We start from the raw sequence: 21424 nt of genomic DNA, 5'->3' as shown, positions 1-21424 counted from the left end.
TGCGCGGGAATTGATCTCAGACGTCGTCGAGGCCGCGCTCGATGGCGTACCGCACGAGCTCCACCCTGTTGTGCAGCTGGAGCTTGCCCAGGGTGTTCTGGACGTGGTTCTGGACGGTGCGGTGCGAGATGACCAGCCGCTCGGCGATCTGCTTGTACGAGAGCCCCTTGGCCACCAGCCGCAGCACCTCGGTCTCCCGGTCGGTGAGCTGGGGAGCCTTCGGTTCGTCCGACGCGACGGGTGCGGGTTCGGACGCCAGTCGGCGGTATTCGCCCAGGACGAGTCCGGCGAGGCCGGGGGTGAAGACCGGGTCGCCGACGGCGGTGCTGCGGACGGCGTCGGTCAGCTCCTGGGTACTCGCCGACTTCAGCAGATAGCCAGTCGCACCGGACTTGACCGCTTCCAGGACGTCGGCGTGCTCCCCGCTGGCGGAGAGCACCAGGACGCGCAGTCCGGGCTGGGAGCCGACGAGTCCCTTGCAGACCTGGACGCCCGGCATCCCGGGCAGGTTGAGGTCGAGGACGAGGACGTCGGGGGTGACCGCCCCGGCCCGGCGGACGGCCTGCGGGCCGTCACCCGCAGTCGCCACGACGTCGAAGCCGGCCTCGGCGAGGTCACGGGCGACGGCGTCGCGCCACATCGGGTGGTCGTCGACCACCATCACCCTGATGGGCCGCTGCTGCCCGGCGCCCTCTTCGGTTGCTGCGCTCATCGGACTGAACCCGCCTTCCCCCGTGCCGTTTTCGGAACCTTCAATTCGACCTCGGTGCCCTGGCCGGGCACCGAGATCAGTTCTGCCGTACCGCCCAGGTCGCGCAGCCGCCCACGGATCGACAGGGCGACGCCGAGGCGTCCCTCCCCCTCGGCCTGGTCGAGCCGGCCCTCCGCGATGCCCGGCCCGTCGTCCCGGACCGTGACGATCACCTCGTCCGGCCAGTCCTCGACCAGGATCCACGCCCGGGCGCCCTCTCCCGCGTGCACCCGGACATTGTCCAGGGCCGCGCTGACCGCCGCCGCCAGTTCCCCGGCCGCCGCGGGCGCGAGCAGTACCGGTGCCCCCGGCTCCGCGAAGGTCACCCGGGATCCGGCGTGCGGGGCGAGCAGGGCCCGCAGATCGGTTTCGGCCGGGGCCCCGGTCTCCTCGTCGTCCGTCTCGACGGTCCGCACGACGGCACCCTCGGCCGCGTCCTCCGAGACCCGGGTGGGGGGTACCAGGCCGCTGGAGACGAGGGTGCGCAGGGCGACCTCCTGTTCCCCGGCCATCCGGCCCAGTTCGGCAGCCTCGCCGCCGATCGCCGCGCCCCGGCGCTGCACCATGGCGAGGACCTGGAGCACGCTGTCGTGGATGTCGCGGGCCAGACGTTCCCGCTCCCGGGTGGCGGCCTCGATCTCCAGGGCGCGGGCGAGGGTGCGCTCACTGGCACGGGCGACCTCGACGACGTACCCGATGGCGATGGAGGCGACCCAGACCAGCAGGACGTTGTGGAGGGTGTCGCGGCTGGGTTCGGCGCGCTCGATCAGGTTGGCCACGGCGACGAAGGTGGAGGCGAAGGCCGCCCATCGCCAGCCGCCCTTGATCGCGAAGGCCAGGACGGATCCGGCGGTCCAGATGGACGGCAGGGTCGGGCCGTCGACCTGCTGGGCCTGGAAGTCGGCGAACGGGGTGACGAGGATGCCGGTGAGCGCGAGGGTGAGGTCGGCGCCCAGGAAGCGCTTGGTGCAGGCGGCGGCACTCGCGACCTTGGGCAGGGTGGCCAGCGTCCAGAGGGCCATGCCCGCCAGGAAGACGACGGCCACCCACGGCCGCTCGTACTTCTCGCGCCCGAAGGCCGCGAGCAGGATCGCGTAGAGCATCGTCAGGATTCGGTAGGCGGTCAGGGCACGCCACAGAGGCTGCTCGACCGACATCCGCACGACCCGCACACGTTTGGCCATCTTCTTCTCCCCCACCCCCGGACGGACCCGCCGCTCGCTCAGGCGCCGCCGCGGTCCCTGTCCGGCTCGTCCCGCCCGGCGGCGGCCTTCCTGGCGGCCTCCGCCCGGTGCTTCGCCTCGTCGGCGAGCTGCCGCTTGGCGGCGGTCGCGTAGATGTCGACGTACTCCTGGCCGGAGAGCTTCATGATCTCGTACATCACCTCGTCGGTGACCGAGCGCAGGATGAAGCGGTCGCCCTCCATGCCGTGGTAGCGGCTGAAGTCGAGCGGCTTGCCGATCCTGATCCCCGGGCGCATCAGCTTCGGCATCACCTGGCCGGGCGGCTGGATCTTCTCCGTGTCGATCATCGCGACGGGGATGACCGGCGCACCGGTGGCGAGCGCCACCCGGGCGAGACCGCCGGGCTTGCCGCGGTAGAGGCGGCCGTCGGGCGACCGGGTGCCCTCCGGATAGATACCGAACAGTCCGCCGCTCTCGATGACCTCGATCCCCGCCTTGATCGCCGCCTCACCGGCCCCCCTGGCGCCCGAGCGGTCCACCGGGAGCTGTCCGACGCCCTTGAAGAAGGCGGCGGTGAGCTTTCCCTTGACCCCGGGCGCGGTGAAGTACTCGGACTTGGCGATGAAGGTGACCTTGCGGTCCAGGACGGCGGGCAGGAAGAAGGAGTCGGAGAACGACAGGTGATTGCTGGCGAGGATCGCGGGTCCTTGCGCGGGAATGTTCTCCAGGCCCTCCACCCACGGCCTGAAGGCGAGCTTCAGAGACCCGCCGATGGAGAACTTCATAGCGCCGTAGATCAACTCGGGTGCCTCCTGTGTGCTGTCCGACAGACCTTAACCCGTGCCGAGGTCCCCACTCCCGCCCGGCACGGGCAGGGCGCCCCCGGCCCCGCCCGGTGACGGCCCTGGTCGGTGTCGGCCCGGTCGCGTACGGTGAAGTAATCCTTCTTCACTCCCCCCTTTCGCTCCCCCTTCGAGCCTCACGAACAGGAGACCCCCGTGCCGGTCCTTCCTGGAGCCGAGCCGTTCCGCCACGAGGGCGGAGAGGTCGGCGTCCTCCTCTGTCACGGATTCACCGGCTCCCCGCAGTCGCTGCGCCCGTGGGCCGACTATCTGGCGGAGCGCGGGCTCACGGTCTCGCTGCCGCTGCTGCCCGGACACGGCACGCGCTGGGAAGACATGCAGGTGACCGGCTGGCAGGACTGGTACGCGGAGGTGGACCGGGAGCTGCGGGCGCTGCTGGAGCGGTGCGAGCAGGTCTTCGTGTTCGGTCTCTCCATGGGCGGCGCGTTGTCGCTGCGGCTCGCGGCCAAGCACGGCGACGCCGTCCGCGGCCTCGTGCTGGTCAACCCGGCCAACAAGGTGCACGGTCTCGCGGCGCACGCCCTGCCTGTCGTCCGCCATCTGGTGCCGACGACCAAGGGCCTGACGAGCGACATCGCCCTGGAGGGCTCCCACGAGCTGGGCTACGACCGGGTGCCGCTGCACGCGGCGTACTCGTTGCGGAAGTTCTTCCGGCTGGTGGACGCCGAACTGCCCCAGGTGACCCAGCCGATCCTGCTGCTGCACAGCCCGCAGGACCATGTCGTGCCGCCGGCCGACACCGCCCGGATCCTGAGCCGGGTGTCGTCGACGGACGTCGAGGAGATCCTGCTGGAACAGAGCTACCACGTCGCGACGTTGGACCACGATGCGGAGCGGATCTTCGACGAGAGCCACTCGTTCATCGGCCGCCTCGCTCCGAGCGTCGGAATGAAGGGGAGCACGTCCGGTGGCTGAGCACGACGCGGAGCGCACAGGCAGCGAGGAGGAGCGCGAGCCGCTCCCCGCCGGAGGGACGGCCGTCCCCGACGAGGGCGGCGGTGCGCCTGCTCCGGAGACCCCGCCCGCGCCCACGCCCGGGGCGGCGCCGGAGGGCGAACGCCCGGTCGACGAGGACGCCGTCTGGAAGGCGATCGTCGAGGGTTACGGGGAGGAGCCGCCGGACCCGCCGGGCGCGAGGCCCTTCCGGTCCGTCGAGGACCTCGCACTCCCGGAGGAGGACACCACCGCTCCGGACCCGGACAAGGGCCTCGGGAAGCGCCCGCCCAAGCCACCGGAGAAGACGCTCGGCAGCTCGGTGGTCTTCGCCCCGGGCGTCGGCGGTCCGCGTGACTACGAGCCCGCGGAGCCCGCCGCGGGCGACATCGACGACGATGACGACAGCGGCGAGGGGCACTTCGTGCCGCCGGAGCCGCCGCCGCTGCCCGAGGCCGACGTCACGGCGAAGTTCGCCTGGCTCGCGGTGATCGGTGGTCCGGTCCTCCTGCTGCTGGCGGTGCTGCTGCAGTGGGAGATGACCTGGTGGCTGACCACGGTCTGTGTCGGCGGCTTCCTGGGCGGTTTCGCAACGCTGGTGGCACGGATGGAGCACGACGACGAGGACGGGGACGACCCCGGCCGCGGCGCGGTCGTCTGACCGGGCCCCTGCGGGGTGCGGGTCCCTGCGGGGTGCGGGTCCCTGCGGGGTGCGGGTCCCTGCGGGGTGCGGGTCCCCTTTCGGGTTGCCCCGTTCCGGGGCGGGGGTCTTGTCCTCAATCGCCGGACGGGCTGGGTGGTGCGGGTGCCCCGCCCCGGCGGCGCGTTTGCCCGGGGGGTGGGGGTCCGGGGTCCCTCCGGGGCGTCTCCTCAGACGACGAACGTTCAGCCGGTACGCGAGGGACCCGGGTCGGTGTTCGTCGTCCTGCGGGGACTCCCCTGCACGCCCCCGGCCCCGGCCGTCCTGCGTCTGCGGCGGTTGATTCGCCGGGGTGCAGACGCGGGTGATGGCGGGTGGGGACGTGCAGGGCAGTCCCCGCAGAAAATGGCGTACGACCCGGGTTCAAGTGCGTCGTCGGGTGCACACGCCATTTTTGAGGAGTCTGCCCGGAGGGGCACCACCCCCACCCCCCGGACAACAGCGCCCCGCGGGGCACCCGCACACAAGCCCGTCCGGCGATTGAGGACGGAACCCCGCACCCAGGAGCCCCGCACGCACCCTGAACCCGCTGCGATCAAGCCCGTCCGGCGAGCGGGGAGCCGCCGCCCTGTGAGGGGCCCGGCACCCGCAGTGCGGCCAGCACCGGCAGGTGGTCGGTCGCGGCCAGCAGGTCGGCCCCGGACACCCCGGGCAGCCCCGTCGGCACCCCGCAACCGAGCACCTCGATGCCGTCGGTCGCGAAGACGGCATCGAGCCGCTTGTGCGGGGCGTGCGGCGGGAAGGTGTGTTCGCCGCCCCGGGGCCGTACCGTCCAGCAGTCCTGGAACCGCCCGGCGAGCAGCCGGAACGCCCGCCCGCTCGGTACGTCGTTGAGGTCACCGGCCACCACCACGTGGTCCACACCCATCGCGTCCACCGTCTCCAGCAGCCGCTTGGCCTGGGCGAGGCGTTCGGTGCGGTCAAGGCTCAGATGGCAGCTCAGTACGCCGATCCTGGCGCCCGCGATCCGGACCACCGCCGTGGCGAAGCCCCTGCGGTGCAGTCCCGGGGTGAGCGGCAGCAGGATGTCCTCGGTGCGCTCCACCGTGGCGCGGAGCGAGCAGAGCAGCAGGGGGCCGGCGGCGGTGGCACCGCCTCCGAGGATCACCAGGCCGCTGCGGGCGGCGAGCCGGGCAGCGGCCTTGCGCCAGCGGAAGAAGCGCGGCGCCTCCTGGACGAGAACCAGGTCGGGTGCGCAGGCCTGGATCACGCGGGCCAGTGCGGCGCAGTCGTCGCGCATCGACCGGATGTTGTAGCTGAGCACTCTGACGACGGCCGAGCCGTCCTGCTCGGTGCGGGATTCGGGCAGCGACATCATGGCCATGCGGTTCACGATACGGCGGACGCCCGCCGCTCCCCGAGGGGGCGCGACGGGCGTCCGGTGTGTCCGTGTCCGGTCGGATCAGCCCTGCCGGGCCAGGTCCGCCGCGCCCACCAGCCCGGCCTTGCCGCCCAGTTGGGCCGCGAGCACCTGGGCGTGCGGGCGCCACTCGCCGCCGATCAGCCAGCGCCGGAACGACTTGCGGATCGGGTCGAGGACCAGTTCGCCCTCGTCCGAGACACCGCCGCCGACGATGAAGGCGGACGGGTCGAAGAGCGAGGCGAGGTCGGCCAGCCCGGCGCCGGCCCAGCGGGCCAGCTCTCGGAACGAGTCGACGGCCACCGGGCAGCCCTGCCGGGCGGCCTCGCTGATGTGCTTGCCCTCGATGCCCTCGACCGTGCCGTCGCCGAGCGCGAGCAGGATCGTGGCGTTCTCGGGGGTGGCGTTGGCGCGCTGCTTCGCGTACCGCACGAGGGCGCGGCCGGAAGCGTACTGCTCCCAGCAGCCCTGGCTGCCGCAGCCGCAGAGGAGGCCGTCCGGGACGACCCGGATGTGGCCGAACTCGGCGGCCACGCCGAAGCGTCCGCGGCGCAGCTTGTTGCCGATGATGATGCCGCCGCCGAGGCCCGTGCCCAGCGTGATGCAGATGACGTCCTCGTGGCCCTGGCCCGCGCCGAAGCGGTACTCACCCCAGGCTGCCGCGTTGGCGTCGTTCTCCACGACGACCGGGAGGCCGACGCGCTGCTCGACCTTGTCCTTCAGCGGCTCGTGCCGCCAGTTGATGTTCGGCGCGAACAGCACCGTGGCCCGCTTGTCGTCGACGTATCCGGCCGCACCGATGCCGACCGCCTCGACCGGGTGCCCCTCGCTCGCGCCGGACACCGCCGCCGCGATGGCGTCCACGATGCCTTCGGCCGTCGGCGGGGTCGACACCTTGAAGGTCGAGAGGATGTGGCCCTCTTCGTCCACCACTCCTGCTGCGATCTTCGTGCCGCCGATATCGACGCCGATGGTGAGTCCCATGAATCCCTCAGTTTCGGTCGAGCCCCGCTGGGGCAACCGTACCCGAGGCCGGGCCCCGCCCTGTCGGTGCCGGTCAGTCCAGGTCGATGTGTTCGCCGGCTCCGGGCCCCTCATCACGGGGGTCGGCGGCGTCCTCCGCCTTCTTTTCCGAGCCTGCGGGGTCCCCCGCACCCTGGGTCCAGCGGCGTTCCTGCCCCTCGACCGCGGAGCGGTATGCGGCCAGCAGTTCACTGCCGGCCGCGGCGATGTGATCGAAAACGTCCGGATTACGTTCGATGACGGGCTCGACCGCGGACTTCGCCTGCTTGATGACCTGCTGCACGGCCCCCTGGGCCGCCACGCCGAACAGCGGTGTCTGGAGCGACCCGAGCTTGTCGGCCACGGCGTCCACCAGCTTGCGCAGTTCCTCGGCGGCGGAGCCGGGCGGCGGGCCGTACTCGGCGCGGCGGCGGGCCTTCTCGGCGGCGAGGTCCTCGGCGCAGGCCTGCGCCCACGCGTCGTCGTCGACGGGACGATCGGTGGCTTCGCTCATGGCGGACTCCTGCGACGTGGTGGAACGGCGGCCCGGTGCCCGGGGCCCCTACCAACGACGGTACCCGAACGGTGGTGGGGCGTTCAGCCCGTCCTCGGCCACAGTGCGGGGTCCGGCGTGAAGCGGACACGCAGCACCCCGTCCGTGAGCGCCGCGCCGGAGACGGTGCAGCGGCGCAGTGCGGACTCCAGGGGCACGATGCGCTGGAACGGTCCGACGGTGAGCAGCAGTTCGCTGCCGCGCCGGACCAGGTGGAGGTCCTTCTTGACTGCGCCCGGCAGGCGCAGGCACCAGACGAGTATGCCGTCGGCGCCGTCCTGGCCTTCGGGCGCTCCGGCCTCCTCGATCCACCAGGGGTCCTCGGCGCGGCCGCCCTCGCGGCTGTCCGGGGTGAGGTCCGGCGTGTCGTCCGCGAGGCCGGCGAGGTCGCCGGGGTCCTGCGGGTCGCGGCCGAGATGGGGCACCCGCAGCGGTGGGGCCTCGGCGAACCGTTCTTCGTGCCAGTGGTCGAGGCACTTGTCCTGCTGCGCGGAAAGGGCGGCGAACCAGGGGTCGGACGAGTGCCGGGGCAGCACCCGGTTGGCGACCAGTGCGTCCACCCGCAGGCCGTGCAGGGCGAGCCCGGTGCGGGCGGCGCGCAGGGCGTCCTCGGCGGCCGGGCCCGGTTCGGCGACCAGCCGGAGCGTCGTCGCGCGGTCCTCGATCAGCGCCTGGACCCCGGCCAGCTCGGCGTCGCGCCGGGCGGCGGTCTCGTACAGCCACTCTGCGGGCATGGGCACACCGGCGAGCTGCGCGAGCATGGGGCGCAGGGCGCGGGCGGCCTGGCGTTCCCGGGGCAGCAGCCGGCGCAGGTAGCGGCGCAGCTGTCCGGGCAGGGCCAGCACGGCGAGGGCTTCGCGCAGCGGTGGCAGGTCGACGACGAGGAGGTCGTAGCCGGCGCGGGACCAGTCTCCCTGCGCGGCGCGGCGCAGGGAGTGCAGCAGGGCGAATTCGGCGCTGCCGGGGAGTTCGGTGAGTTCCTCGCCGTCCATGCGGTTGCCGCCGAGAAGGTCGAGCACGCCGGACAACTGGTCCTGGAGGGTGAGGAGTTCGTCGCGGAAATGCGCGCCGGAGTCGATCCGGACGGACCACAGGCCGTCGGTGACCACGGTGGGTTCGGTGGCCGACGGGAAACCGGGCAGGGCGTCGGCGGAGATCAGCAGGGTGCGTGCGCCGCCGCGGGCGCCGGCCAGGGCGGTGGCCGCCGCGACGGTGCTGCGGCCGGCTCCGCCGAGCCCGGTGACCAGGACCGTACGCACCGGGTCAGGCCTTCGGGACGGACTCGACACGCTTCTTGAGACCGGCCAGGGCGCGGTCGATGATGACCTTCTCGGCCTTGCGCTTGATCATGCCGAGCATCGGGATCTTGACGTCGACGGTCAGCCGGTAGGTGACCTCGGTGCGGTCGCCGTCGCCGAGCGGCGCGAGCGCGTACGAGCCGTCGATGGCGCGCAGCATCTGGGACTTGACCAGGGTCCAGCTGACCTCGTAGTCGCCGATCCAGGTGTAGGCGAGGGTGTGGTCGTCCTTGATCGCTCCGGCGTCCAGGACGAGGCGGACCTTCTCGGCGCGGCCCCGGTCGTCGGTGCCGAGGACCTCGGCCTCCTTGACCTCTCCGGTCCATTCCGGATAGCGGTCGAAGTCGGCGATCACACCCATGACGTCGGCCGGTGCCGCCTCGATCGTGATGCTCGAGCTGGTGTGTTCAGCCATCGCTGTGGCCCTCCAGTGCGGTGTACCGGTCGGTCGGCAGAGGCCTGCCGCCAGAAGGCTATCGCGTGAGCGCCGCGCCTCGTCCCAGGGCCTGGGCGCGCGGGGCCGTGGTCACCACTCCAGCGCCCAGGGCCGGCCGGTCGAGGCGAAGTGGCCGACGTTCACGCACTCGGTGTCGCCGATCCTCATCCGGCGGACCAGCGGCTGGTGCACGTGGCCGAACACGGAGTAGCGGGGGCGGGTGCGCCGGATGGCGTCGAGCAGGGCCCGGCTGCCGCGCTCGAAGCGGCGGGCCACGGTGTCGTACGTCAGCTCCGGGACCTCGGGCGGGATGTGTGTGCAGAGCACGTCGACCGGGCCGACCGCCTCGATCTTGGCCGCGTACTCCTCGTCGCTGATCTCGTAGGGGGTGCGCATCGGGGTCTGGAGGCCGCCGCCGACGAAGCCGAAGACACGGCCGCCGATCTCGACGCGGTCGCCGTCCAGGACGGTGGTGCCGGGGCCCGCGTACTCGGGCCACAGACCGGGGATGTCGACGTTGCCGTAGGTGGCGTACGTCGGAGTGGGCAGCGCGGCGAACATCTCGGCGTACTGCTTGCGTACCGCGGCCACGATCGCGGCGTTGCGATCCAGCCCCGCCCAGAGCTCCCGGCCGAAGTCCCGGGCCTCCTCGAAGCGGCGTTCGGTGCGCAGGGCGACGATCCGGTCGGCGTTCTCGACGCCGAAGAGATCGGGGAAGATGCCGCGCGAGTGGTCGGCGTAATCGAGGAAGAGCACCAGGTCACCCAGGCAGACGAGGGCGTCGGCGCCGTCCCCCGCGCGGGCCAGCGCCTCGGTGTTCCCGTGTACGTCGCTGACCACGTGGACGCGGGTGCGCCGACCCGTGGACGTGCTCCGGCTGTTCGGTCCTGCTCGCATGACGATCACCCTAGAACTCCCGGCACCCAGGTGGGTAGAGGCGGCCGGACCTGCGGTTACCTCCGGGTGTTGAACGAGGTGCACTACTGTGCGGATGAGGACCACCGATATGTGTGACGCATAAGACATCTGGCCTGAACCCCCTATCCGGAACCGAGTACCGGTGGGTAACGTCCGGGCAGTCCAGTCGTGCTCACCCCACTGAGCACCCCCGATCTTGGACCGCAGCCGGTGCGTCACACAGAGCCGTGGCACCGGAGCCCGATGAGGAGCAGCAGTCTTGCGCGAGTTCAGCCTTCCGGCCCTGTACGAGGTCCCCTCGGACGGCAACCTGACGGATCTCATCCGCCGCAATGCCGCTCAGCATGCCGACGTCGCGGTGATGAGCCGCAAAGTGGCCGGCGTCTGGACGGACGTCACGGCCACCCAGTTCCTGGCCGAGGTCAGATCCGCGGCCAAGGGGCTGATCGCCGCAGGGGTCGAGCCCGGCGACCGGGTCGCCCTGATGTCCCGTACCCGCTACGAGTGGGTGCAGCTGGACTTCGCGATCTGGAGCGCGGGTGCCGTCACCGTGCCGGTGTACGAGACCAGCTCCCCCGAGCAGGTCCAGTGGATCCTCGGCGACTCGGGCGCGGTCGCGGTCCTGGTCGAGAGCGATGCCCATGCCGAGGCCGTCGCCTCGGTGCGCGACGGGCTGCCGGGGCTGCGCCATGTGTGGCAGATCGACAAGGGCGCGATCGACGAGCTGACGGCGTCGGGTGCCGAGGTCTCCGAGGAGACCGTGGATCTGCGCAGCGTGAGCGCCAAGGCGGACGATCCGGCCACGATCGTCTACACCTCGGGCACCACCGGCCGCCCCAAGGGCTGTGTGCTGACGCACCGCAGCTTCTTCGCGGAGTGCGGCAACGTGGTGGAGCGGCTGAAGCCGCTGTTCCGCACCGGCGATTGCTCGGTGCTGCTCTTCCTGCCTGCCGCGCACGTCTTCGGCCGGCTGGTCGAGGTCGCCTCCGTGATGGCGCCGATCAAGCTCGGCTGCGTACCGGACATCAAGAACCTCACCGACGAGCTGGCCGCTTTCAAGCCGACCCTGATCCTCGGGGTGCCGCGGGTGTTCGAGAAGGTCTACAACTCGGCCCGTGCCAAGGCGCAGGCCGACGGCAAGGGCAAGATCTTCGACAAGGCCGCGAGCACGGCGATCGCCTACAGCCGCGCGCTGGGCACGCCGCAGGGCCCGTCCGTGGGCCTGAAGTTCAAGCACAAGGTGTTCGACCGGCTGGTCTTCAGCAAGCTGCGGGCCGTTCTCGGCGGGCGCGGCGAGTACGCGATCTCCGGCGGCGCGCCGCTGGGTGAGCGGCTCGGGCACTTCTACCGCGGTATCGGCTTCACCGTCCTGGAGGGCTACGGCCTGACCGAGTCGTGTGCGGCCACCGCCTTCAATCCGTGGGACCGGCAGAAGATCGGTACCGTCGGCCAGCCGCTGCCCGGCTCCGTCGTGCGGATCGCCGACGACGGCGAGGTGCTGCTGCACGGCGAGCACCTGTTCTCCGGTTACTGGAACAACGAGGCGGCGACGGTCGACGCGCTGGCCGACGGCTGGTTCCACACCGGCGACATCGGCACGCTCGACGAGGACGGCTACCTCGCGATCACCGGCCGCAAGAAGGAGATCATCGTCACGGCGGGCGGCAAGAACGTCGCTCCCGCCGTCATCGAGGACCGCATCCGCGGGCACGCCCTGGTGGCGGAGTGCATGGTGGTCGGCGACGGCCGCCCGTTCGTGGGCGCACTGGTGACGCTGGACGAGGAGTTCCTGGGCCACTGGGCCGAGGAGCACGGCAAGCCGGTCGGCTCGACCGCCCTGTCGCTGCGCGAGGACCCGGAGCTGCTGGCCGAGGTGCAGCGCGCGATCGACGACGGCAACGCCGCGGTGTCCAAGGCCGAGTCGGTACGCAAGTTCCGCATCCTGGCCGCCCAGTTCACGGAGGAGGCGGGCCACATCACGCCGTCGCTGAAACTGAAGCGGAACGTGGTGGCGAAGGACTTCGCGGACGAGGTGGAGTCGATCTACCGCGCCTGACCCGTGCGACGCGTACGTAGGGGCACGCACCGCGTCCGGTGCGTGCCCCTACGGCGTTCAGAGCAGCGCCCTGAGCCTCTCGGCCAGCAGGTCCCAGCGCCACTTCTCCTCGACCCAGGCGCGGCCCCGCTCCCCCATCCGCTGCCGCAGCTCGGCGTCGCCGAGCAGCAGCACGATCCGCTCCGCCGTCTCCTCGGCCGAACCGCCGCGCACCACCCACCCGGTCTCGCCGTCGAGCACGGCGTCCGGGGCGCCGCCCGAGTCGCCCGCCACGACCGGCAGGCCGGTCGCGGACGCCTCCAGGTAGACGATGCCGAGGCCCTCCACGTCGAGCCCGCCGCGCCGGGTGCGGCACGGCATCGCGAAGACGTCGCCGGCCCCGTAGTGCGCGGGCAGCTCCTCCCACGGCACCGGTCCGGTGAACCGCACCGAGTCCTGCACCCCGGTCTGAGCGGCCAGCTTCTTCAGCCGGCCGGCGTACGGTCCGCCGCCGACGATCAGCAGGACGGCGTCCGGCACTTCGGCCAGGATCGCCGGCATCGCGAGAATCAGGGTGTCCTGGCCCTTGCGGGGCACCAGCCGGGAGACACAGACCACGACCGGCCGGTCGGTGAGCCCGAGCCGGGCCCTGACGCGGTCTCCGCCGGAGTCCGGGTGGAAGGTCTTCTCGTCGACACCGGGCGGCAGCTGGACCATGCGGCCCGCGGCCGCCGGGGTGAGCGCGGCGGCGATCCGGGAGCGGGTGTACTCGCCGAGGTAGGTGATCGTGTCCGTGCCCTCGCCGATCCGCCGCAGCAGCTGACGGGAGGCCGGCAGCTGGGCCCAGCCGGCCTCGTGCCCGTGGGTGGTGGCCACCAGCCGGCGGGCTCCGGCCCGGCGCAGCGCCGGGGCCATCAGGCCGAGCGGGGCGGCTGCTCCGAACCAGACGGAGGAACAGCCGTGGGTGTGCAGCAGTTGCACGGCACGCCGGGTCACCCGCGGGGTCGGCAGCAGCATCGTCGTACGGTCGCGGACCACGGTGAAGGGCTGCTCGGCGTCGAACGCGGCGGTCGCCGCCGCGCCCTCGGCGCCGCGCTTCCAGGTCGAGGCGTAGACGACGACCTGTTCCGGGTCCAGGCGGAGCGCCATGTTGTGCAGGAACGCCTGGATTCCACCGGGGCGGGGCGGGAAGTCATTGGTCACGATCAAGGTCTTGTCCATCGCCGCCGACAGTACCGGGCGGCCCCGCTTGATGGCTCCCGCACGGACGGGACGGGCATCATGGCTCCTCGTACGACGAACGGGACGGACGAGGGCGGGTCATGGCGGGATCGAGCGGGGCACGGCCGGCGGCCTTCGTGGTGTGGGCGCTCACCAGGTCCCTGCTCCTCCTCTGCGTCATCAAGGTGATCACGGTGCCGGGGCCGGACGTGACGAGTGACGTGTCGGTGATCTACCACGGCTGGTACGACGTGCTGAGGTCGGGCAGCTATCCGCAGTCCGACGTCACCTGGCAGTACCCGCCGGCCGCCGCGCTCGCGATCCTCTCCCCCGGCCTGCTGCCCTTCCTGGACTACACGTCTGCCTTCTTCGTCCTGGCCTTCCTGTGTGACGCGCTGGTGCTGGGCCTGCTGCTGTACGCGGGCCGCGGCGCCGCCCGGCGGACCGCCGGGGCCTGGGTGTGGGTGGCCGGAGTGCCGCTGCTCGGCACGACCGCGTACGCCCGGTACGACGTGATGGTGACGGCCGTCGCCGTGGCGGCACTGCTGGCGGGCGTCCGGCATCCTCGGGTGCTGGGGGCGCTGGCGGCGTTCGGAGCACTGCTGAAGGTGTGGCCGGCACTGCTGCTCGCCGGCACCGCCCGGGGCCGGCGTACCCGCCTGGCGTGGGCGACGGCGGCCGGGGTGGCCTTCGGGCTGCTGGTGCTGTGCACCGCGGCGGCGCCGGGCGCGCTGGCGTTCCTCGGTTTCCAGCGGGACCGGGGCACCGAGGTCGAGTCGCTGGGGGCGCTGGTCTTCCACGTGGCGCGGCAGTTCGGCTGGCAGGGCCGGGTGGAGCTGCACTACGGCTCGCTGGAGTTCCTGGGGCCCCACGTGCCGCTGGTGAGCACCCTTTCCCTGGGGCTGAGCCTGCTCGCGTTCGGCTGGCTGCTGGTGTGGCGGCTGCGGGCCCGCACGTTCGGGGTGAGTACGACGGCGGACGCGGCGTTCACCGCGGTCCTGCTGTTCACCACCACGAGCCGGGTGATCAGCCCCCAGTACATGCTGTGGCTGGTCGGTCTGGCCGCGGTGTGCCTGGTCTTCCGGGAGAGCCGGATGGCCTGGCCGGCGGCGCTGGTCCTGGTGGCGACCGGTGTGACCCAGCTGGAGTTCCCGCTCGGCTTCGGCCATGTGGTGGCCGGCGACGCGACGGGCGTGACGCTGATGTTCGTGCGCAACGGGCTGCTGGTCGCGGCGTCCCTGCTCGCGTGCGGACGGCTGTGGCGGGACACCGTGCGCGCCCCGGCCGGCGGTCTTCCGGCCGCGGGCGCGGCCCCCGTCCCGCCCCGGCTCAGCCGAACCGGCTCTCCAGATACTCCCGCCAGCGCACCGTGAAGTCCTGCGGAGTGGTGCCGAGCACCTCGTGCAGGGCCTGCTCCACCGCTCCGTCCCGCCCCGAGTGCCCTCCTACGGCCCGGTAGAAGGCGAACAGCTTCTCCTCGCCCCAATGCTCGGCGATGAGCTCGCAGGCCAGCCAGCCGCCCTCGTACGCCCTCGCCAGCCGGTCCGCGTCCTCCGCGAAGCCGAAGTCCTCGTCGGTCGGCAGTGCGGCGGGCACGTCGCCGCCGCGGACGGCGTCGCCCAGTTCGGGGGCGATCTCCGTGGCGGTGCGCTCCCCGCCCCGGTAGGCGGCCCAGTCCGCGAAGCCCTCGGAGAGCCAGGCCGGGGTGGCGGCGGAGGTGTCGGCGCGGGTGGCCACATGGGTGGTCTCGTGGGTGAGGACGACGCGCTGCCCGAAGGCGCCGAGCATGGCGTACGCCTCGGGGTTGACGATCACACGGTCTGCGGGGGCCTTGCCCGAACCGCCGGTCTCGCCGGTCGTGACGGCCGCTATGCCCCGGTAGTTCGCGGCGGGCGACCCGAGGAGTTCCGCCATGTCCGTCACGGTGCCGGGCACCAGCACCACGACCCGCCCCGCCCAGTGCTCCGGCCAGGCGGCGGAGACGTCGGGCACCGCCCGGTCCGCGGTCGCGGCGATCGCCTTCAGCTCGTCCCGGGACCGCCCTACCCCCAGCACCAGGCTGTACGTGCCGCGCACCGCCTCCACCTCACCCTGCTCCCAGAGCTGTCCGACCCCGCCGTCGGCGGCCCGGTCGGCGGTCAGGTACCAGCGACCGTCGGCCGGGTCGCGCTCCAGGCCGAGCACCCGGTCGACGAAGACGGGCGCGGTGTCGTAGCCCTCGATCCGGTATCCGAGCCGTACCTCGGCGGTGGCCCGGTCGGCCCCGTGCGCGGTGAGGTCGGTCACCCGGTACGTCCAGGTGCCGAGCGGTACGTCCGCCAGCCGCCCGAACTCCTTGCGCTGAGCGCTCCGCAGCGCGGTGGCGTCCGGGTCCACGACGGCGACGTACGCGTCCTCGTCGTGGTGCAGCACGGCGGCTGCCCGGCGGTCGAGCGTGGCCCGGATGTCGCGGGCGGTGGTGTCGGGGGCCCGGTCGGCCGGGGCGGCGCAGGCGGCCGCGCACAGCAGCGCGGCGAGCACGGCGCCCGCCGCCCGCCGTCGTCCGCCGCGCGTCCGCCCCGCGGTACGCCCCTGATCAGCCACATGACCGAGGGTACGGTCAGACCCGGGTGACCGAGGAGACGGGCATCATGCCGACGGGGTCGTACCGGACCGGGGCTCCGGGGTACGGGGCGTGGATCACCTGGCCGTTTCCCACGTACATGCCGATGTGGCTGGCGTCCGCCCGGTAGGTGACGAGGTCGCCGGGGCGGGCCTCGGAGAGCGGCACCATGCGGCCGGCGTACCGCTGGGCCTGCGAGGTCCGCGGCAGACTCACCCCGGCCTGCGCGTACGCCCACTGCATCAGCCCGGAACAGTCGAATCCGGAAGGTCCGTTCGCGCCCCAGACGTACGGGCTGCCCAGCGCCTGCCGGACGGCCACGACGGCGGCCTCCGCCCGGGCCGACCCCGCGGGCAGACCGGCCACCGGGCCGGCTGCTCCGCCGTCGCGGCCGGTGCGCGAGGCCCGCTCGAACGCGGCCCGCTCGGCCCCGGGCAGCTCCTTCAGCAAGTCCCTGGCCTGACGGAGCTTGCGCTCGACGGTGCGCTTGTGGCGGCTGACGGCCGCCCGGTTGCGCTCCAGGCCGGCAAGCGAGCGGGCCGCCTCCGCACGGGTCTGGGCGAGCGCCTGCTGGGCCTTGCGGAGGCCGGCCAGGGCGGTGGCCCGACGGGTGTCGACCCGGTGCAGGGTGGCGGCCCCGTCGAGGTAGCCGTCGGGGTCGGACGAGAGCAGCAGGGCGAGCGAGGGGTCGATGCCCCCGGAGCGGTACTGCTCGCGGGCGGCCGAACCGATCTCCGTACGCATCCGGTTGATGCGCTCCTGGCCCCGGGCCGCCCGGTCCTGGGCCCGGCTCACCTCGCCGCGCAGCCGAGCGATGTTCTCGCCGGCCCTGTTGTAGCGCTCGGTCGCCTGCTCGGCCTCGGTGAAGAGGCGGTCGACCCGGGCACCGGCGGTCCGCGGTGTGTCCTGCGGCTCGGCGTTCGCGGTGGCCCCGCCGAGCGTCGCCGCGGCGGTCGCCGCCGCGGCCGACAGAACGCTCACCCGGACGCTCCGGCTCGTGCCGGGCTGTGTGGAACGGCGATGGGACACCACAGGACGCCGCACTCCCTTCCGCTGTACGCAGACGTGCGCAGCCCCTGCCACCCGGGGCGGGCGGACCGACGCACGGGAGCTGCACGGCAGGCAGACAGTAGTCGCGTGATCACGGAGCGGACAAAGACCACGCCGGTCCGGCAGGGGCCACACACAGTGACGCCCCGCCGGTGACCTGTGGTCTCCGGCGGGGCGGCTGTCAGTACGGGGCGCGGGAATTCGCCCGTTCGGGCGTGGTCAGATGCGCACCGCGCCGTAGAAGCTGCCGATGGTGCTCATCGACTCGTAGCGGACGTACGCGCCCGAGTGCGGGGCGTGCAGCACCGAACCGCCGCCCGCGTAGATGCCCACGTGCTGGTTGCCGTTGAAGAAGACGAGGTCGCCCGGCTTCAGCTGGCTCTGCCCGACCCGGGTGCCCTGGTTGATCTGGGTGTACGTGGTGCGGGTGATGTTGACACCGGCCTGCCCGTAGGCCCACATGGTGAGGCCCGAGCAGTCGTAGGAGCCGGGGCCGGCCTGGCCCGGGGCGTACGGCTTGCCGATCTGGGTGGCGGCGGCCTGAAGCGCGGCGGCACCGAGGCCGGAGGCGGGGGCCTCGTTGCCGAGGTCGACCCGGGTACCCGCGTCGCGGCTGGCGCGCTGGTCGTCCGCGCGCATCTTGTCGCGCTCGGCCTGGGTGAGGGTGTTGAGCAGTTCGCGCGCCTCGGCGAGCTTGCCCTGCTGCTTCTTCTTCTTCTCACCGAGCGTCTTGCGGACCTGCGCGAGGTCGCTCAGCTTGTCCTGGGCCTCCTTGCGCTCCTGCGCGAGGGACCGCTGCTTCTCCTGCACCTTCGACAGCGCCTCGGCCTGCTTGGCCGTCAACTGGTCGAGTGCGGAGGCCTGGTCGAGGAAGCTGTCCGGGTCCGAGGCGAGGAAGAGCTGCACGGAGGGGTCGATGCCTCCGGAGCGGTACTGCGCGGCGGCGAGGGAACCGAGGCCGGAGCGGAGGTTGTTGAGCTCCTGCTGACCGCGGGCCACCTTGTCCTGGAGCGCGCCGATCTGCTTCTCGAGCTTCTCCTGCTTCTCCTTGGCCAGGCTGTGCTGCTCGGTGGCCTGCTCCGCCTCTTCGTAGAGCTTGTCGACCTTCTCCTTGACCTCGCTCTTGGTCGGCTTGGGGTCGGCGTGCGCCGCCTGGGAGGTCAGGGCCACGGCCGCGGCAGCGGTCGCGGTGAGCACGGTCACGCGGGTGCGGCTCGGGCGCTTGGGACGACGGTGGGACCCCACGAAGGCGAGCTCCTTCTTCCTCGAGCCGCCTACCGGGCTATGGGGGAGATGAATCCCCAGCTCCGTGCACGTCACGGCCTCGGCGGTTCCTTCACTGCCACCCCGGATGGGTGGTCAACCGTGTGAAGGTTCGAGGCCCGACCTTAGTGACCATCTTGTGATCAGTTCAAATCCTCACAGGAAAAATCTCGTCACAGCAGGTACTTCTTTACCCACACCACACAGGGCGTAGCGGTGACTTGACGGTCCGTTCCCCGATGTCCGGCAAGTCCGCCCAACACGCACTAGACGCGCGAAAGCCGCTTCAGGAGCAAGACGGACGCAACGGGCCTGGCCCCCGCCTTCGCGACCCCGTCGGCCACTTCGCGGTCGGTGGAGACGACCACGACGGGCCGCCCGGGCGGCTCCGCACGCGCCAGTTGACGGATGACCTCGTCCGCCGTGACACCCGGCTTGCTGAACAGCACCCGCACGCCGCGCGGCGGCGCGAGCAGCACCGGAGCGGCCAGTTCGGCCCCGTCGAAGACGCAGGTCATCTCGGCGCCCGTCTGGGCCGCGAGCACCGACAGGCCGCCCAGCAGGCGCAGCCGCTGCTTCTCCAGGGGCATCTGCGGATAGCCGGTCTTGGTGACGTTGTAGCCGTCCACGATCAGATGGGCCTGTGGCAGCGCGAGCAACTGGTCGAGCAGCGCCGGATCGGTCTCCGAAAGGGCCCTGGCGGCAATGTCCTTGGGCGACATGCGGCCGGGCTCCACCGCGTCCACACTGTCCGCGGGACGCATCGAGGAGGGCGGCAGAGCCAGTTCGCGGCGCAGCCCGCCGGCCGCTTCCAGCACCGTGTCCAGCAGCAGCCGCAGCCGCATGTCCTCGACCGAGCGCCCCTCCCTGGCCGCCCGGCGCCCCGCCTCGACGGCGGCCTCCGCCTCGCTGAGCCTCGTCCGCAGCCGCCGGGTCTCACTCTCGGCCGCGGACACCTGGGCGGCCGCCTCGGCCCGCAGGGCATCGCTCTCGGCCTTGCCGCGCCGCAGCGCCGCCTCGCCGCGCTTGACCTCGTTGGCCGCGCTGCGCAGCTTGCGCTGGAGCGAGTCGGCCTCCTTGCGGGCGGCGTCCAGTTCGGCGCGGAGCCGTTCGGTGTCGCCCTTCGTCTGGGCGCGGGCCCGGGCGAGTTCCTCGCGCAGCCGTTCCAGTTCGAGCCGGATCTCCTCGTCGGCCCGCTCCGCGCCGGCCCGCTCGGCCTCCTCGCCCGCGGCGGCGACCAGCTTGACCCAGCCGGCCGGGCGCAGCACATAGGCCGCCGCCGCCACGTCGACGGGCTCGGCGGCGGCGGGCGGGGACCCGGCCACCAGCGCGCCGGCCAGCTCCGGCTGGGTCTCCTTCAGCCGTTCACCGATGCGTCGGCGGAAGGCCGCGTCGCCCTCCAGCGCGGCCGCCATGGCGTTCCCCGCGAACTTGGCGCGCCGGGTCGGCGTGAAGCGGGCGTACTGTCGGAGCTGGGCCGGGAGTTCGGTGACCGTGAGACCGCCGAACGCGTCCGAGACCAGCGCGACGACCCGACGCCGCACACCTTCGGGCAGCGGGCGGTCGAGCACCTCCACGGCGTCGCCGGCCTCATCGGCCGGCGTGGCGCCGCCAGCGGGCTGCTCCACCATCCGTCACCTCATTTTTATGTCCGCACGGCCCCGTCAGGAGTCGGCACCAGGCCTGTCGACTAGTTCGATCTGGTCCACCGCGTTGCACCAACGACAGCGCACCGACTCGATGGTCTCACTGACCACCTCGCGTTCTTCGACGCTGGACTCACCGGCCAGGTCGAGGTGAACGTACTCGACGACCTTGGAGGACCGCGTCACGTCGAACCGCGTCAGGTTTCCGCAGAGCGTGCAGCGCCAGCGGGTCCCGTCCGTCGGCTGGGGAACCGTCGTCATCGTTGCGTCCTCTTTCGTCGAGCCGTGAGCTGCCGGACAAGGATCTCGCGGTGCGCCGTCGAACTGCGGATGTCCTCTTGTAACCCTACGGCCTCAGTGCTTCCCACCGGCACGGCGAGGCGGTCTGTCCCGTTCCCTCCGCTTGCGTCATGCTCTGTTCATGATCGATCGGCGGACTGCGGCCGGCAGAATCCTGCGGGCGGCCACCTCGGGCGGGCCACCGGTGACCTACGCCCTCATCGCCCTGTGCTGCGTGGTCTTCGTGATCAGCCCGCTGTCCGGGTTCAACCCGGTCTACGGCACCGCGGACGCCCTGCTCGCCGCCCAGGCCGGGTACTTCGAACGCTGGGGCGTGATCCCTAGCGAGCTGTGGAACGGCTCGGCGCACGCCGTCCTCACCCCGCTCACCGCACTGTTCGTCCACGGCAGCTGGCTGCACCTGCTCGGCAACATACTGTTCCTGTACGTGTTCGGGGCCATGGCCGAGGAGCGCATGGGCCACACGGAGTTCGCGTTCTTCTACCTCGGCTCCGGCTATCTCGCCCTGCTCGCCTACGCGGCCGCGCACTCCGCCTCCGACCAGACGCTCGTCGGCGCGTCGGGGGCGATCTCGGCCGTCCTGGGGGCCTTCCTCTACCTCTTCCCCCGGGCCCGGGTGACCAGCCTGTTCCCGTTCCTGCTGTTCCTGCCGCTGCGCTTCCCCGCCTGGATGGTGCTGATCTTCTGGTTCGCCCTGCAGTGGGTGGCGGCCGAGGGGGCGGGCAGCGGGCCCGGGGTGGCCTACCTCGCCCATGTGGTCGGCTTCGCCACCGGCTTCCTCTACGCCTGGGGACGCTACCGGCGCGGGGCCCAGGACCCCGCGCGCCCGACAGGACCCGGCCACAAGGCCCTAGAGTGAAGTCTCCAGCCACGGCCACCGAGGGAGAAAGCAAGCCGTGATCACCGCGATCGTGCTCATCAAAACCAGCGTGGACCGGATTCCCGAGATCGCCGAGGCCATCGCCGCGCTCGACAGCGTCAGCGAGGTCTTCTCGGTCACCGGTACCTACGACCTGATCGCCATGGTCCGGGTGTCCAAGCACGACGATCTCGCCGATGTCATCCCCGGCCGGATCAGCAAGATCCCCGGCGTCGAGGGAACCGACACACACGTGGCGTTCCGTACCTATTCGCAGCACGACCTGGAAGCGGCCTTCGCCATCGGCCTGGACGCCTAGGGCCCGCCGTCAGCACGTTCGGCCGGGTACGGACCGCTGTCCGTAGCCCCCCCCACCGAGGGTATGGGGAAAAGAGCGGGGGAGGGAAAAGAGGAAAAGAAGGTGGGTATTAAAAGGGGTGGGAGCGGAAA

20 protein-coding genes and 1 pseudogene are annotated in these 21424 nt (G+C 72.1%); 6 read left to right on the top strand and 15 right to left on the bottom strand.

Going from position 1 to position 21424, the window contains the following annotated elements; translation table 11 throughout:
• Nucleotides 1-16: 16 nt before the first annotated feature.
• The 3 genes from ABZ434_RS05430 to ABZ434_RS05420 are packed head-to-tail and all read right to left on the bottom strand — an operon-like array spanning nt 17 to nt 2735.
• On the bottom strand, nt 17-712 hold the full coding sequence (locus ABZ434_RS05430) for a response regulator transcription factor (protein ID WP_359132270.1): 696 nt from the start codon (nt 710-712) through the stop codon (nt 17-19).
• A complete protein-coding gene (locus ABZ434_RS05425; RefSeq protein ID WP_359132268.1) occupies nt 709-1935 on the bottom strand; it encodes a DUF5931 domain-containing protein in 1227 nt (408 codons plus the stop codon). Before ABZ434_RS05425 ends, ABZ434_RS05430 begins: the two co-directional genes overlap by 4 nt.
• 38 nt (nt 1936-1973) lie before the next feature.
• On the bottom strand, nt 1974-2735 hold the full coding sequence (locus tag ABZ434_RS05420) for a lysophospholipid acyltransferase family protein (protein ID WP_359132266.1): 762 nt from the start codon (nt 2733-2735) through the stop codon (nt 1974-1976).
• Nucleotides 2736-2933: 198 nt separating this feature from the next.
• Between ABZ434_RS05420 and ABZ434_RS05415 the strand changes: the two genes are divergently transcribed.
• Both ABZ434_RS05415 and ABZ434_RS05410 read left to right on the top strand, forming a co-directional pair.
• A complete protein-coding gene (locus tag ABZ434_RS05415; RefSeq protein ID WP_359132264.1) occupies nt 2934-3713 on the top strand; it encodes an alpha/beta fold hydrolase in 780 nt (259 codons plus the stop codon).
• Complete coding sequence (locus ABZ434_RS05410) at nt 3706-4392, top strand: hypothetical protein (RefSeq protein WP_359132262.1); 687 nt, start codon at nt 3706-3708, stop codon at nt 4390-4392. The genes ABZ434_RS05415 and ABZ434_RS05410 overlap by 8 nt, the downstream gene beginning before the upstream one ends.
• 574 nt (nt 4393-4966) lie before the next feature.
• On the opposite strand, the gene ABZ434_RS05405 is transcribed toward ABZ434_RS05410, so the two are convergent.
• The 6 genes from ABZ434_RS05405 to ABZ434_RS05380 form a co-directional block, all read right to left on the bottom strand.
• Complete coding sequence (locus tag ABZ434_RS05405) at nt 4967-5755, bottom strand: endonuclease/exonuclease/phosphatase family protein (RefSeq protein WP_359132260.1); 789 nt, start codon at nt 5753-5755, stop codon at nt 4967-4969.
• Nucleotides 5756-5833: 78 nt separating this feature from the next.
• Entirely contained in the window at nt 5834-6775 is a 942-nt protein-coding gene (locus ABZ434_RS05400) for an ROK family glucokinase (protein WP_350998474.1), read from the bottom strand.
• Nucleotides 6776-6848: 73 nt separating this feature from the next.
• Nucleotides 6849-7307 carry a DUF5304 domain-containing protein gene (locus tag ABZ434_RS05395; RefSeq protein WP_359132258.1) on the bottom strand — a complete coding sequence of 153 codons (459 nt, stop codon included), beginning with the start codon at nt 7305-7307 and terminating at the stop codon, nt 6849-6851.
• 83 nt (nt 7308-7390) lie between these two features.
• Nucleotides 7391-8605, bottom strand: coding sequence for an ArsA-related P-loop ATPase (locus tag ABZ434_RS05390; RefSeq protein WP_359132255.1), 1215 nt, complete (start codon nt 8603-8605; stop codon nt 7391-7393).
• Nucleotides 8606-8609: 4 nt separating this feature from the next.
• The gene (locus ABZ434_RS05385; RefSeq protein ID WP_148017697.1) at nt 8610-9059 is read right to left on the bottom strand and encodes an SRPBCC family protein; all 450 of its coding nucleotides are present in this window, start codon (nt 9057-9059) and stop codon (nt 8610-8612) included.
• Nucleotides 9060-9170: 111 nt separating this feature from the next.
• Entirely contained in the window at nt 9171-9977 is an 807-nt protein-coding gene (locus ABZ434_RS05380) for a metallophosphoesterase (protein WP_359132254.1), read from the bottom strand.
• Nucleotides 9978-10257: 280 nt separating this feature from the next.
• Between ABZ434_RS05380 and ABZ434_RS05375 the strand changes: the two genes are divergently transcribed.
• Complete coding sequence (locus tag ABZ434_RS05375; RefSeq protein WP_359132251.1) at nt 10258-12054, top strand: AMP-dependent synthetase/ligase; 1797 nt, start codon at nt 10258-10260, stop codon at nt 12052-12054.
• Between the two features lie 57 nt (nt 12055-12111).
• Here ABZ434_RS05375 and ABZ434_RS05370 read toward each other — a convergent pair whose 3' ends face one another.
• On the bottom strand, nt 12112-13254 hold the full coding sequence (locus ABZ434_RS05370) for a glycosyltransferase family 4 protein (protein WP_359132249.1): 1143 nt from the start codon (nt 13252-13254) through the stop codon (nt 12112-12114).
• A 101-nt stretch (nt 13255-13355) separates the two neighbouring features.
• Between ABZ434_RS05370 and ABZ434_RS05365 the strand changes: the two genes are divergently transcribed.
• On the top strand, nt 13356-14627 hold the full coding sequence (locus ABZ434_RS05365; protein ID WP_359132248.1) for a glycosyltransferase family 87 protein: 1272 nt from the start codon (nt 13356-13358) through the stop codon (nt 14625-14627).
• On the opposite strand, the gene ABZ434_RS05360 is transcribed toward ABZ434_RS05365, so the two are convergent.
• The 5 genes from ABZ434_RS05360 to ABZ434_RS05340 form a co-directional block, all read right to left on the bottom strand.
• Nucleotides 14584-15837 (bottom strand): hypothetical protein, encoded by a 1254-nt coding sequence (locus tag ABZ434_RS05360; RefSeq protein WP_359132247.1) that lies wholly within the window; start codon nt 15835-15837, stop codon nt 14584-14586. The two genes, ABZ434_RS05365 and ABZ434_RS05360, sit on opposite strands and share 44 nt — an antisense overlap.
• Before the next feature lie 16 nt (nt 15838-15853).
• Nucleotides 15854-16888: an NlpC/P60 family protein gene (locus ABZ434_RS05355; RefSeq protein ID WP_359132246.1), complete on the bottom strand. Its 1035-nt coding sequence runs from the start codon at nt 16886-16888 to the stop codon at nt 15854-15856.
• A gap of 237 nt (nt 16889-17125) precedes the next feature.
• Entirely contained in the window at nt 17126-18151 is a 1026-nt protein-coding gene (locus ABZ434_RS05350; protein WP_359132245.1) for an NlpC/P60 family protein, read from the bottom strand.
• Between the two features lie 284 nt (nt 18152-18435).
• Entirely contained in the window at nt 18436-19797 is a 1362-nt protein-coding gene (locus ABZ434_RS05345) for an NYN domain-containing protein (RefSeq protein ID WP_359132554.1), read from the bottom strand.
• A 36-nt stretch (nt 19798-19833) separates the two neighbouring features.
• Nucleotides 19834-20076: a hypothetical protein gene (locus ABZ434_RS05340; protein WP_014156692.1), complete on the bottom strand. Its 243-nt coding sequence runs from the start codon at nt 20074-20076 to the stop codon at nt 19834-19836.
• Nucleotides 20077-20236: 160 nt separating this feature from the next.
• Here ABZ434_RS05340 and ABZ434_RS05335 point away from each other — a divergent pair.
• Together ABZ434_RS05335 and ABZ434_RS05330 are read left to right on the top strand one after the other, a co-directional pair.
• Nucleotides 20237-21015 (top strand): annotated as a pseudogene (locus ABZ434_RS05335) (rhomboid family intramembrane serine protease).
• Complete coding sequence (locus ABZ434_RS05330) at nt 21012-21293, top strand: Lrp/AsnC ligand binding domain-containing protein (RefSeq protein ID WP_136328375.1); 282 nt, start codon at nt 21012-21014, stop codon at nt 21291-21293. The pseudogene ABZ434_RS05335 and the gene ABZ434_RS05330 overlap by 4 nt, the downstream one beginning before the upstream one ends.
• The last annotated feature ends 131 nt before the right edge of the window (nt 21294-21424 follow it).

The organism is Streptomyces sp. NPDC005761, assembly GCF_040630635.1.
Classification (GTDB): Bacteria; Actinomycetota; Actinomycetes; order Streptomycetales; family Streptomycetaceae; genus Streptomyces.
Note: the sequence above shows the minus strand (reverse complement) of the source record. Positions and strands in the feature narration are given on the sequence as shown.